Raw genomic sequence first — 12,469 nt, 5'->3', positions numbered from 1 at the left:
GAAGGTCTCGTCACATTCCTCGTCGGGGAGCCTGAGCGGTTCCCTGGCCGGCGGCCACCTGCCGCAGATACGGGTTGGTGGCGCGCTCCTGGCCGATGGTCGTCTGGGGGCCGTGGCCGGACAGCACCACGGTCGAGTCGTCGAGCGGCAGGCACACGCGGGCCAGCGAGTCGAGCATCTCGGCCATGTCACCGCCGGGCAGGTCGGTGCGTCCGATGGAGCCGGCGAAGAGCAGATCGCCCGAGAAGAACACTGACGGGATGTCCGTCGTCTCGGGCATCTGGAAGGTCACCGACCCCTTGGTATGGCCCGGCGCGTGCGCGACGGAGAACTCCAGCCCGGCGAGCGCGAGCCGCGCACCGTCGGTGAGTTCCTTCACGTCGTCCGGCTCCCCCACGGTCAGCTCGCCCATGAGCGGCATCCCGATGGAACGGCCGAGCGCCTTCTCGGGGTCGGCCAGCATGTAGCGGTCCTCGGGGTGGATCCACGCGGGCACGTCGTGCGCGCCGCAGACCGGGACGACCGAGGCCACATGGTCGATGTGGCCGTGGGTGAGGACGACCGCGACGGGCTTGAGCCGATGCTTCTTCAGCGTCTCCTCGACTCCCTGGGCGGCCTGGTGGCCCGGGTCGATGATCACGCACTCCTCACCGGCGGCGGGGGCGACGAGATAACAGTTCGTCCCCCAGGCCCCGGCGGGGAACCCGGCAATGAGCACGATCGTCCTTCGTTGTGTCGATAAGTGCGGACTGCGGGTGGCCTCAAAAGCGGCTGCACCTGTGGTCAGAGCCTACCGGCGCTGCCGATTCCTCAGCGAACCCATATACGGTACGGGGCACACGCAGGCGGTCGGCTCGATTGACGCACGCGTCCCAGTCGGCGTACGAGACGCATGAGGAGAGAACCCGGTGGTCACCCAGGAACAGCGGAAGCGGCAGCTCGCCCGGGAGAAGTTTCTGCGGCAGCAGCAGCGGCGCACCGCCGCGCGACGCAAGGCCCGCATGCGCAACTCCGTGATCGCGTCGGTGCTCGGCGTGATCCTGGTGGGCAGCCTGGCGCTTTACACGACCGGGGTCCTCAAGGACGACGGCGACGACAAGGCGAACGCGAGCGCGACGGCGGACGCCAGTCCGAGCGCGGCGGCCGACCCGTGCAAGAAGCCCGCCGAGGGCAAGGTCAAGACGGCGACCTGGAAGAAGGAGCCGGCGATGTCGATCGACAAGTCGGCGAAGTACACGATGGAGCTGGCGACGACCTGCGGTGACATAGACATCGCGCTCAAGGCGAAGGCAGCCCCGCACACCGTGAACTCGTTCGACTTCCTGGCGTCGAAGGGCTACTTCGACCACACCAAGTGCCACCGGCTCACCACCAACGGCATCTACGTGCTGCAGTGCGGCGACCCGACGGGCAGCGGCAGCGGCGGTCCCGGCTACACGATCCCGGACGAGAACCTGAAGGACAAGTCGCTCAAGGGCCAGACCTACCCGGCCGGCACGGTCGCGATGGCGAACCAGTACAACGCCCAGACGGGCGAGGGCAAGAACAGCGGCGGCAGCCAGTTCTTCCTCGTCTACCAGGACAGTCCACTGCCCGCCAACTACACACCGTTCGGTACCGTGTCCGAATCCGGGATGGCCGTGCTGAAGAAGATCGCCGCCGCAGGTGAGAACACCGGAGCGGGCGACGGCGCTCCGAACGCCACGGTCGTGATCAACAAGGCGACCGTCACCAAATCCTGACCGCCAACTGCGAAATTTCGGTCGCGCGGGATGCGGACAGGCCACCCGCCGGTCGCCTATGTTGGCCGTGACGAAACTGTGGACGATGCCCGGGGGAGCACCAGCCCCTCGCAGGCATCATGTGGAGGAGGCGCTGTGAGCAGCGACCCGTGGGGCCGCGTCGACGAGACGGGGACCGTGTACGTGCGTACGGCCGACGGCGAGCAGGTCGTCGGTTCCTGGCAGGCCGGCTCCCCTGAGGAGGCGCTGGCCTACTTCGAGCGCAAGTACGAGGGCCTGGTTGTCGAGATCGGCCTCCTCGAGAAGCGAGTGAAGACCACCGATCTGTCGGCGAAGGACGCGCAGGTCGCCATCGACCACATCCGTGAGCAGGTGGACGCCCACCACGCGGTCGGTGACCTGGACGCCCTGCGCAAGCGGCTGGACGCACTCGTGGAGACCGTCGAGAAGCGCCGCGAGGAGCGCAAGCAGCAGCGCGCCAAGCAGTCGGACGAGGCCCGGCACGCCAAGGAGGCGCTGGTCGCCGAGGCCGAGGAGCTGGCGCAGTCCGACCAGTGGCGGGCGGCCGGCGAGCGGCTGCGGGCCCTGGTGGACACCTGGAAGGGTCTGCCGCGCCTGGACCGCAAGTCGGACGACGAGCTGTGGCACCGCTTCTCGCACGCCCGGTCGGCGTTCTCCAAGCGCCGCAAGGCGCACTTCGCGTCGCTGGACGCCCAGCGCGAGGAGGCCCGCAAGACCAAGGAGCGGCTGGTCTCCGAGGCCGAGGCGCTGTCCAACTCGACGGACTGGGGTCCGACGGCGGCCCGCTACCGCGAGCTGATGGCGGAGTGGAAGGCCGCGGGCCGCGCCCAGCGCGAGCACGAGGACGACCTGTGGAACCGCTTCCGCGGCGCCCAGGACGTCTTCTTCGCCGCCCGCAGCTCGGTCTTCGCCGAGCGTGACGCGGAGCAGTCGGAGAACCTGAAGCTCAAGGAGGAGCTGGCCGAGGAGGCCGAGAAGATCCTCCCGGTCACCGACCTCAAGGCGGCGCGGGCCGCGTTCCGCTCGGTCAACGAGCGCTGGGAGGCCATCGGCCACGTGCCGCGCGACGCCCGGCCGAAGGTCGAGGGCCGTATGCACGCCGTCGAGCGGGCCATCCAGGAGGCCGAGGAGGCCGAGTGGCGCCGCACGAACCCGGAGGCACGCGCGCGTGCCGAGGGTCTGACGGGTCAGCTCCAGGCCGCGGTGGACAAGCTCAGGGGCCAGATCGAGCAGGCTCGCGCGCAGGGCAACAACGCCCGCGCCGACAAGCTGGAGCGCGAGCTGGAGGGCCGCCAGGCGCTGCTGGACCAGGCGCTGAAGGGTCTGCAGGAGTTCGGCGGCTGACAGCCGTCTGAGCTGATACGACGAGAAGGGCCCCGTACCTCGCGGTACGGGGCCCTTCTCGTCGTATGCGCTAGGACCTGCTGCGCGCCGATGTCACGCGGTACACGTCGTAGACGCCCTCCACTCCCCTGACCGCCTTCAGGACGTGCCCGAGGTGCTTGGGGTCGCCCATCTCGAAGGTGAAGCGGGAGGTGGCGACGCGGTCGCGGGAGGTCTGGACGGCCGCGGAGAGGATGTTGACGTGCTGGTCCGACAGGACGCGGGTGACGTCGGACAGGAGCCGGGAGCGGTCGAGGGCCTCGACCTGGATGGCGACCAGGAAGACCGAGGACTGGGTCGGCGCCCATTCGACGTCGAGGATGCGCTCGGGTTCGCGGGACAGTGACTCCACGTTGACGCAGTCGCTGCGGTGAACCGATACGCCGCTACCGCGCGTGACGAAACCGATGATGGGGTCGCCGGGTACGGGGGTGCAGCAGCGGGCGAGCTTGACCCACACGTCGTCGACGCCCTTGACCACGACGCCGGGGTCGGCGCTGGAACGGCGCTTGCGACCGCGGGTGCGGGTCGGCGGGACCGCCTCGTCGATCTCCTCGGTGGCCGCCTCCTCGCCGCCGAGCGCGGAGACCAGCTTCTGCACGACGTTCTGCGCGGAGACATGGCCTTCGCCGATCGCCGCGTAGAGCGCGGAGATGTCGGGGTAGCGCATCTCGTGCGCGAGGGTGACGAGGGAGTCGCCGGTGAGGATGCGCTGGATCGGCAGGTTCTGCTTGCGCATGGCCCGGACGATGGCGTCCTTGCCCTGCTCGATCGCCTCGTCGCGGCGCTCCTTGGAGAACCAGGCACGGATTTTGTTGCGGGCCCGGGGCGACTTGACGAAGCCGAGCCAGTCGCGGGAGGGGCCCGCGCCGGGTGCCTTGGAGGTGAAGACCTCGACCAGGTCGCCGTTGTCCAGGGTGGATTCGAGCGGGACGAGGCGGCCGTTGACCCGTGCTCCTATGGTCCGGTGGCCGACCTCGGTGTGGACCGCGTACGAGAAGTCCACGGGCGTGGCACCGGCGGGCAGCGCTATCACGTCGCCCTTCGGTGTGAACACGAAGACCTCGTTGCGCGAGAGGTCGAAGCGCAGGGACTCCAGGAACTCGCCGGGGTCCTCGGTCTCCTTCTGCCAGTCGAGCAGCTGGCGCAGCCAGGCCATGTCGTTGAGGTGGTCGTCCTTGCCGGTGCTCCTGGGCGCGTCCGAGCGCACCTTGGAGGCGCCGGCGACGGCCTCCTGCTTGTACTTCCAGTGCGCGGCGATGCCGTACTCGGCGCGGCGGTGCATGTCGAAGGTGCGGATCTGCAGTTCGACGGGCTTGCCGTTGGGGCCGATGACCGTGGTGTGCAGCGACTGGTACATGTTGAACTTGGGCATCGCGATGTAGTCCTTGAACCGCCCCGGAACCGGGTTCCAGCGGGCATGGACGGTGCCCAGGGCCGCGTAGCAGTCCCGGACCGTGTCCACGAGGACTCGGATGCCGACCAGGTCGTAGATCTCCGCGAAGTCACGGCCGCGGACGATCATCTTCTGGTAGACGCTGTAGTAGTGCTTCGGGCGGCCGGTGACGGTCGCCTTGATGCGGGCCGCGCGCAGGTCCTGCTGCACCTCGTCGGTCACTATGGCGAGGTACTCGTCGCGCTTCGGCGCCCGCTCGGCCACCAGCCGAACGATCTCGTCGTACATCTTGGGGTAGAGGATCGCGAAGGCGAGGTCCTCCAGTTCCCACTTGATGGTGTTCATGCCCAGGCGGTGGGCGAGCGGCGCGTAGATCTCCAGGGTCTCGCGCGCCTTCTTCTCCTGCTTCTCGCGCTTGAGGTAGCGCATGGTGCGCATGTTGTGCAGGCGGTCGGCGAGCTTGATGACCAGGACGCGGGGGTCCTTGGCCATGGCGACGACCATCTTGCGCACGGTCTCGGCCTGGGCGGCCTCGCCGAACTTGACCTTGTCGAGCTTGGTGACGCCGTCGACGAGGAGGGCGACGGAGTCGCCGAAGTCGCGGCGGAGCTGGTCGAGGCCGTACTCGGTGTCCTCGACCGTGTCGTGCAGCAGACCGGCCATCAGGGTCGCCGGGTCCATGCCGAGCTCGGCGAGGATGGTGGTGACGGCGAGGGGGTGGGTGATGTACGGGTCGCCGCTCTTGCGCTTCTGGCCGCGGTGCCAGCGCTCGGCGACCTGGTAGGCGGTCTCGATCTTCCGGAGGGTCGCGGTCTCGATCTTCGGGTCGTTGCTGCGCACTATCCGCAGCAGCGGCTCCAGGACCGGGTTGTACGGGTTGGAGCGCTGGACGCCGAGCCGGGCGAGGCGGGCGCGGACGCGGTTGGAGGAGCCGGAGCGGGCGGGCTGGCCCGCGGGCGGGCGGACCGCGGGGGGCGTGGCCGCGGGCGCGGGGCGCTCGGGGGGCGCGGGCTTGGGGCGCGGCTGCTCGGCCGACCGCTCGGCGGGGGCGGACTGGGCGTGCGCGTGCTCTGCCGAGCCCTGCGCGGTGCTCTTCGCGGGCGTTGCCGCGGGGCCTGCTGAAGCCTCGGGCTTGGCGGCGGTCAGTGGCTGGGCCTCGTCTGGCAAGAGGACTCCTCGTGCGCGATCCGGGTCCCCCGGTCAGGCTCCGGAAACCCCATGGTAGCGATCCTGCGGCCGGGGATCGCCTTCAGGCCGATGTGAGGACGGTCTACCGGTGAAACGTGAGAGGTGGGCGCGGGCATTCCGGGACTCGCCCGAGGACGGTGGGACGCGCGGCCGACCGCGGCTCCGCTGTTGCTGGTCACGCCCGTGCGGCGGGGTCGTGTCGACGCAGCTCCGCGCCCTCGCGCGGCACGAAAAAGGCCGCCCCGGATGTACCGGGACGGCCGTCTTCGTGACTTTGGAGCGTGCGTCGGTCTCAGACCACGAGGAGTGCCTCCAGAGGCGCCCCGTCAAGAGCCGGTTCCAGACGGGTGCGACCTGCCAGGAAGCCCAGCTCCATCAGGACCGCCAGGCCCGACACCTGCGCGCCGGCCCTGCGGATCAGCTGGATCGCGGCCTCCGCCGTACCGCCGGTGGCCAGGACGTCGTCGACGATCAGGATGCGGTCGTCGCCGCTCAGGTCCTCGGCGTGGATCTCGATCTCCGCCGAGCCGTACTCCAGGTCGTACGCCTGGCCCAGCGTCGCTCCGGGGAGCTTGCCCGCCTTGCGCACGGGGACGAAGCCCAGGCCCGCGCGGACAGCGACCGGGGCGCCCAGGATGAAGCCGCGGGCCTCCAGGCCGACGACCTTCGTTGCGCCCGTGCGCTCCGCGATCTCCGCCAGCGCGTCCGTCAGGGCCGTGAACGCCGCCGGGTCCGCCAGAAGCGGGGTGATGTCCTTGAACATCACGCCCGGCTCCGGGTAGTCGGCCACGTCACGGATGCGGCTGAGCAGGAGCTCCTGGATGTCGGTCATCGGCGCTTCCCCGAGGGACGGCGCCGCGTGGCGCGCGGTCCGACGACGGCCGGGGTGGCGTCCGCGGGACCGTCCGCGGCCTCGCCACGGGCCTCCGCCAGCTCCTCCTCGGCGGCGGCCTGGGCGCGCTTGGCCAGGACCCGCTTCTTGAGGGCCTTCATCTGCGGCTCGCGCTCCTTGAGGTCGGCGACGAGCGGCGTGGCGATGAAGATCGAGGAGTACGCGCCGGCCGCGAGACCGACGAACAGCGACAGCGAGATGTCGTTGAGCGTGCCCGCGCCGAGGAAGCCGCCACCGATGAAGAGCAGACCGGCGACCGGGAGCAGGGCAACGACCGTGGTGTTGATCGAACGGACCAGAGTGCCGTTGATCGACCGGTTGGCGATGTCGCTGTAGGTCCAGCGGGTCTGCTTGGTGATGTCCTTCGTCTGCTCCTTGAGGGAGTCGAAGACGACCACCGTGTCGTAGAGCGAGTAACCGAGGATCGTGAGCAGACCGATCACCGTGCCGGGCGTGACCTCGAAGCCGACGAGGGCGTAGATGCCGACGGTGATGGTGATGTCGTGGATCAGGGCGACGAGGGCCGCGATGGCCATCCGCCACTCGAAAGCGATCGCCAGATAGATCACGACGAGCACCATGAAGATCGCCAGGCCCTGCCAGGCCTTGTTGGCGATCTGGTCACCCCAGCTGGGGCCGACGAGGTCGGCGGCGATCTTCTCCGGGTCGACCTTGAAGTCCTCGGCGAGCTGGTTCTTGATCTCGTCGGACTGCTTGGTGTCCATGCCGGCGATCTGGATGCGCAGCGTGCCGTTGCCGAGCTTCTGCACGACGGCCGGGTGACCGGAGGCCTCTTCCGCGTACGTCTCGGCCTGGGAGACGGAGACGGAGGTCTTCTCTGTGGTGAAGACCGCGCCGCCCTGGAAGTCGATGCCCATGTTCAGGCCGCGTACCGCGAGACCCACGATCGCCGTGATGGTGATCAGGATCGAGATGCCGTACCAGATCTTGCGGTGACCGATGAAGTCGTAGCTGATCTCGCCACGGTGCAGTCGGGCGCCGAGGTTGCCGAGTTTCGACATGCTCACGCCTCCTTCGTCTCGACGGGGGCGGCGGTACGACGGGTGCGGCGCAGCGGCGGCTTGGCGCCCAGGCTCTTGGGATCGAGGCCGGACCACTTGCTGCCGCTCGCGAAGAACTTCCGGCGGGCCAGGAGCGTCATCAGCGGCTTGGTGAAGAAGAACACCACGACCACGTCGAGCACGGTGGTCAGACCCAGCGTGAACGCGAAGCCCTGGACCTTGCCGACGGTCACGATGAACAGCACCGCGGCGGCGAGGAACGACACGAAGTCGGAGACCAGGATGGTGCGCCGGGCGCGCGGCCAGGCCCGCTCGACGGCGGGTCGCAGGGAGCGGCCCTCGCGGATCTCGTCCCGGATGCGTTCGAAGTACACGATGAACGAGTCCGCGGTGATACCGATGGCGACGATCGCACCGCAGACGGCCGGCAGGTTCAGCGCGAAGCCGATGGCCGGGCCGAGCAGCGCCATGATCACGTAGGTGAGGATGCCGGAGACCAGCAGCGAGGCCATGGCGACGACGGACAGACCGCGGTAGTAGAACACCAGGTAGAGCACGACCAGCCCGAGGCCGATCGCACCGGCGAGCAGACCGGCGTGCAGCTGGTCACCGCCGAGCGCGGCGGTCACCGTGGTGACGCTCTGCTCCTGGAAGGAGAGCGGGAGCGCGCCGTACGACAGCATGTTGGCGAGGCTCTGGGCCTCCTCCTGCGTGAAGCTGCCGGAGATCTGGGCCTGGCCGCCGGTGATGGACTGGCTGACGGTCGGGCTGGAGACGACCTCGCCGTCCAGGACGATGCCGAACTCGTTCTGCGGGAGGGTGTTCTGGGCGAGCTTGCCGGTGATGTCGGCGAACTTCTTCGCACCGCTCTTGTTGAAGTCCATCGTGACCTGCCAGCCGGCGGCGGTCTGCGTGTCGTAGACCGCCTTGGCCTCGTCGACCTCGGTGCCGGCGACGGCGGCGGGGCCGAGCAGGTACTTGTACCAGACGCCGTCGATCTCGCCGCAGGCCACCGTCGAGTCCTCGGGCTTGACGCCCTCGCCGGCCTTGGCGCGGGCCGACTCCTTGGAGCAGTCGAGGGCGGCGTACTGGGCCTGGAGCTTGGCGTCGGCGGTGCTGCCGGTGTCGCCGCTCGCCGATGCGGAGGGGCTCGGGGAGGAGGAGGCGCTCGCGGAGGCCGACGGGGAGGCGTCCGCCTTCAGCGCGTCGGTGACGGCGCGGCCCTGCGTGGTGGCCGAGGCGGACGGGGAGGAGGAAGAGGTGGCCTTCTCACCCGAGGCGCCCGACTTGCTCGCGGAGGGGCTCGGCGAGGCGCTGGACGAGCCGCTGGCGGACGGGCTCGGCGAGGCGCTCGCGGCGGCGCCTGTGGCCTCCTGGGCCAGCACCGGACGGAAGTACAGCTTGGCGGTGGTGCCGACCTGGTCCCGGGCTTCCTTGGAGTTGGTGCCCTTGGGGATGTTGACGATGATGTTGCGGTCGCCCTGGGTCTGCACCTCCGCCTCGGAGACACCCAGGCCATTGACACGGCGGTTCATGATGTCGACCGCGGTGTCCATGTTGGCCTTGTTGATCGCTGAGCCTTGGTCGGCCTTCGCCTCGAGCGTGATGCTCGTGCCGCCGGCCAGGTCGATGCCGAGGCGCGGGGTCGTGTGCCCGGAGAGGAACATTCCCCCGGTGAGCGCCACGATGGCGATCAGGATCAGGGCCAGCGAGCGCCCAGGCTTGCTCTGGGCGCTCGCGCTCCGGCCCTTCTTAGGTGCTGCCACCTTCTCGTACTCCCTCTCGGGCCGCTGCGCGCCGGGTCTGCGGGCGGGCGGCCATGACATGGTGTCGATCCCGTGCGAGCTGCGTACATCCGGGGGCGCGCAGGCGTGGCCCGCGCGCCCCGGGTACGACTACTTCGCGTCGGAGTCGCCGTCGGTCTTCTTCGGCTCGTCGTCCGTCTTCGCCTCGGCGGCCTCGGAGGTCTCGGCCTCGTCAGCGGACTCGTCCTTCTTGCCGAGATCGACGGACTTGTCGTCGGAGGCGGCGGCAGCTTCGTCGGCGGGCTCGTCGGTCTCGGTGAGGGAGGAGGCGTCGTCGGGAACGACGTCGGTCTTCAGGTCGTGCTCGATGCCGTGCACGATGCGGTTGTACTCGTCGTCGGAGAGGACGGCACCGATCGCGTTCTTCGCGAAGAGAAGTTCCACGCCCGGACCGGCGTCGACCAGGACCGTGTCCTCGCCGACCTCCTTGACCGTGGCGTACATCCCCCCGATGGTGCGGATGCCGCTGCCCGGCTGCATCTGGTTCCGCATGTCGGCTGCCTGCTGCTGCTTCTTCTTCGCCGACCGGGTCATCAGGAACATGGCCCCGATGAGCACGATGAACGGGAGGAGGGTCACGAGACTCACGGGTCGGTACTTCCTTCACGCGACCGCGATGCTTAAGCGGCCTGATGGTTGGGGGTGTGTGCGCCGCCGGCGAAGGCGGCATCGGCGGAGTCTAAGCGAGTCCGCGCGCATGGAACAACGCTCAGCATGGCACCGGGGTTCCTGGCCCGGCCAATGCCTCGCCGTCACAAACCCATCACGCCCGCCGTCACATCGGCCGTCACGTCCCGAACAGGTCCTGTTGTCCGTTTCCTGTGGTCGCCGAGCTCGGCGGGGTGAGGCCGAGATGCGCCCATGCGGCGGGAGTGGCGACCCGGCCGCGCGGAGTCCGGGCGAGCAGTCCCTCCCGGACGAGGAAGGGTTCGGCGACCTCCTCGACGGTCTCGCGCTCCTCCCCCACCGCGACCGCGAGCGTGGACAGGCCGACCGGGCCGCCGCCGAACAGCTTGAGCAGGGCTTCGAGGACACCCCGGTCGAGCCGGTCGAGGCCGCGGGCGTCGACCTCGTAGACCTGGAGGGCGGCCGCCGCGATGTCGCGCGTGATCACGCCGTCGGCCTTGACCTGCGCGTAGTCCCGCACGCGGCGCAGCAGGCGGTTGGCGATGCGGGGCGTGCCGCGGGAGCGGCCGGCGATCTCGGCGGCGCCGTCGGGGTCGATCTCGACGTCGAGCAGGTCGGCCGAGCGGTGGACGACGCGCTGGAGCTCGGGGGGCTCGTAGAACTCCATGTGCGCGGTGAAGCCGAAGCGGTCGCGCAGCGGGGGCGGCAGCAGGCCCGCGCGCGTGGTGGCGCCGACCAGGGTGAAGGGGGGCAGTTCGAGCGGGATCGCGGTGGCGCCGGGGCCCTTGCCGACGATGACGTCGACGCGGAAGTCCTCCATCGCCATGTACAGCATCTCCTCGGCGGGCCGCGACATGCGGTGGATCTCGTCGAGGAAGAGGACCTCGCCCTCCTGGAGGGAGGAGAGGATCGCGGCGAGGTCGCCGGCGTGCTGGATGGCGGGGCCGGACGTGATGCGGATCGGGGCGCCCATCTCGGCCGCGATGATCATCGAGAGGGTGGTCTTGCCGAGCCCGGGGGCGCCGGAGAGCAGGACGTGGTCGGCGGTGGCGCCCCGCGCGCGGGCGGCGCGCAGGACGAGGTCGAGCTGCTCGCGGACCTTCTCCTGGCCGATGAACTCGCCCAGGTCCTTGGGGCGCAGGGCGGCCTCGACGGCCTGGTCCTCACGGTCGGCGACGGAGCCCACCAGCCGTTCGTCGACGGCGTCGGTGCCGGTCGTGTCGTCCCAGTTCACTGACGTTCTCCTAGCGGGCGCGGTTCAGGGTCTGCAGGGCTGCCTTCAGCAGCTGGCCCACCTGGGGCGTGCCGCCGGCGGCCTCGGCCTGCGGTGCCACGGCGGACACCGCCTCGTCGGCCTCGCGGGTGGCGTACCCCAGCCCGATCAGTGCGGCGTGCAGTTGGTCGCGCCAGCCCTGGGTGACCGGGGCGCCGACGACCGGGGCGCCGACCGGCTCGCCGAGGCGGTCCTTCAGTTCCAGCAGCAGTTTCTGGGCGCCCTTCTTGCCGATGCCGGGGACGGCGGTGAGGGCCTTCTCGTCGCCGGTGGAGATCGCGCGGCGCAGGGCGTCCGGGGTGTGGACGGCGAGCATCGCCTGGGCGAGGCGCGGGCCGACGCCGCTCGCGGTCTGGAGGAGCTCGAAGACCTGGCGCTCGTCGTCGTCCACGAAGCCGTAGAGGGTGAGCGAGTCCTCGCGTACGACGAGGGAGGTGGCGAGCTTGGCGGGCTTGCCGAGGCGGAGCGTGGACAGCGTGTTCGGGGTGCACTGCACGGCCATGCCGACGCCGCCGACCTCGACGACGGCGGTGTCGGGGGCGAGTGCGGCGACCGTGCCGCTGACGAAGGCGATCATGCCGTACGGCCTTTCGTTGCGTTGGCTGCGTGCAGGGCGACCGCCTGCTGGAGTCGGTTCTGCGCGGGGGCGCGCCAGATGTGGCAGATGGCGAGCGCGAGGGCGTCGGCGGCGTCGGCGGGCTTGGGCGGTGCGTCCAGCCTCAGGAGCCGGGTGACCATGGCACCGACCTGTGCCTTGTCGGCCCGCCCGCTGCCGGTGACGGCGGCCTTGACCTCGCTGGGGGTGTGCAGGGCGACGGGGATGCCGCGGCGGGCGGCGCACAGCATGGCGACGGCGCTGGCCTGGGCGGTGCCCATCACCGTACGGACGTTGTGCTGGCTGAACACCCGCTCCACGGCGACGAATTCGGGCCGGTGCTCGTCCAGCCACTGCTCGATGCCCTGCTCGATCGCGACGAGGCGGCGGCCCAACTCCGCGTCCGCGGGCGTCCGTACGACACCGACGCCGACCATCGTCAGCGGTCGCCCCGCGACCCCCTCGACGACACCGACACCGCATCGCGTGAGACCGGGGTCCACCCCGAGTACGCGCACTGCGCCC

Annotated in this window: 11 protein-coding genes; 2 read left to right on the top strand and 9 right to left on the bottom strand. The window is 70.1% G+C overall.

The window, feature by feature from the left end:
- Positions 1-10: 10 nt before the first annotated feature.
- On the bottom strand, positions 11-718 hold the full coding sequence (locus DI272_RS40520; protein WP_109500145.1) for an MBL fold metallo-hydrolase: 708 nt from the start codon (positions 716-718) through the stop codon (positions 11-13).
- Positions 719-908: 190 nt separating this feature from the next.
- Between DI272_RS40520 and DI272_RS40515 the strand changes: the two genes are divergently transcribed.
- Together DI272_RS40515 and DI272_RS40510 are read left to right on the top strand one after the other, a co-directional pair.
- Positions 909-1,742 (top strand): peptidylprolyl isomerase, encoded by an 834-nt coding sequence (locus DI272_RS40515; protein ID WP_109500144.1) that lies wholly within the window; start codon positions 909-911, stop codon positions 1,740-1,742.
- 135 nt (positions 1,743-1,877) lie between these two features.
- Positions 1,878-3,107, top strand: coding sequence for a DUF349 domain-containing protein (locus tag DI272_RS40510; RefSeq protein ID WP_109500143.1), 1,230 nt, complete (start codon positions 1,878-1,880; stop codon positions 3,105-3,107).
- 70 nt (positions 3,108-3,177) lie between these two features.
- Here the strand turns inward: DI272_RS40510 and DI272_RS40505 are convergent, their stop codons facing one another.
- The 8 genes from DI272_RS40505 to ruvC form a co-directional block, all read right to left on the bottom strand.
- On the bottom strand, positions 3,178-5,709 hold the full coding sequence (locus DI272_RS40505; protein WP_109500142.1) for a bifunctional (p)ppGpp synthetase/guanosine-3',5'-bis(diphosphate) 3'-pyrophosphohydrolase: 2,532 nt from the start codon (positions 5,707-5,709) through the stop codon (positions 3,178-3,180).
- Between the two features lie 313 nt (positions 5,710-6,022).
- Positions 6,023-6,562, bottom strand: coding sequence for an adenine phosphoribosyltransferase (locus tag DI272_RS40500; protein ID WP_109500141.1), 540 nt, complete (start codon positions 6,560-6,562; stop codon positions 6,023-6,025).
- Positions 6,559-7,644: a protein translocase subunit SecF gene (gene secF / locus DI272_RS40495; RefSeq protein ID WP_109500140.1), complete on the bottom strand. Its 1,086-nt coding sequence runs from the start codon at positions 7,642-7,644 to the stop codon at positions 6,559-6,561. The genes DI272_RS40500 and secF overlap by 4 nt, the downstream gene beginning before the upstream one ends.
- A 2-nt stretch (positions 7,645-7,646) precedes the next feature.
- The gene (gene secD / locus DI272_RS40490; RefSeq protein WP_181387471.1) at positions 7,647-9,410 is read right to left on the bottom strand and encodes a protein translocase subunit SecD; all 1,764 of its coding nucleotides are present in this window, start codon (positions 9,408-9,410) and stop codon (positions 7,647-7,649) included.
- Between the two features lie 129 nt (positions 9,411-9,539).
- Positions 9,540-10,037, bottom strand: coding sequence for a preprotein translocase subunit YajC (gene yajC, locus DI272_RS40485; protein WP_109500139.1), 498 nt, complete (start codon positions 10,035-10,037; stop codon positions 9,540-9,542).
- 199 nt (positions 10,038-10,236) lie between these two features.
- Entirely contained in the window at positions 10,237-11,310 is a 1,074-nt protein-coding gene (gene ruvB, locus DI272_RS40480) for a Holliday junction branch migration DNA helicase RuvB (protein WP_109500138.1), read from the bottom strand.
- Between the two features lie 10 nt (positions 11,311-11,320).
- Complete coding sequence (ruvA, locus tag DI272_RS40475; protein WP_109500137.1) at positions 11,321-11,926, bottom strand: Holliday junction branch migration protein RuvA; 606 nt, start codon at positions 11,924-11,926, stop codon at positions 11,321-11,323.
- The gene (ruvC, locus tag DI272_RS40470) at positions 11,923-12,462 is read right to left on the bottom strand and encodes a crossover junction endodeoxyribonuclease RuvC (RefSeq protein ID WP_109500136.1); all 540 of its coding nucleotides are present in this window, start codon (positions 12,460-12,462) and stop codon (positions 11,923-11,925) included. Before ruvC ends, ruvA begins: the two co-directional genes overlap by 4 nt.
- Positions 12,463-12,469 lie beyond the last annotated feature (7 nt).

Origin of the sequence: Streptomyces sp. Act143 (assembly GCF_003143935.1) — a bacterium.
Taxonomy (GTDB): Bacteria; Actinomycetota; Actinomycetes; order Streptomycetales; family Streptomycetaceae; genus Streptomyces.
Note: the sequence above shows the minus strand (reverse complement) of the source record. Positions and strands in the feature narration are given on the sequence as shown.

Excerpts from the sequence above, each read along its gene's own strand:
- ruvA (WP_109500137.1), bottom strand. The coding sequence starts at position 11,926 with ATGATCGCCTTCGTCAGCGGCACGGTCGCCGCACTCGCCCCCGACACC.
- secF (WP_109500140.1), bottom strand. The coding sequence starts at position 7,644 with ATGTCGAAACTCGGCAACCTCGGCGCCCGACTGCACCGTGGCGAGATC.
- DI272_RS40500 (WP_109500141.1), bottom strand. The coding sequence starts at position 6,562 with ATGACCGACATCCAGGAGCTCCTGCTCAGCCGCATCCGTGACGTGGCC.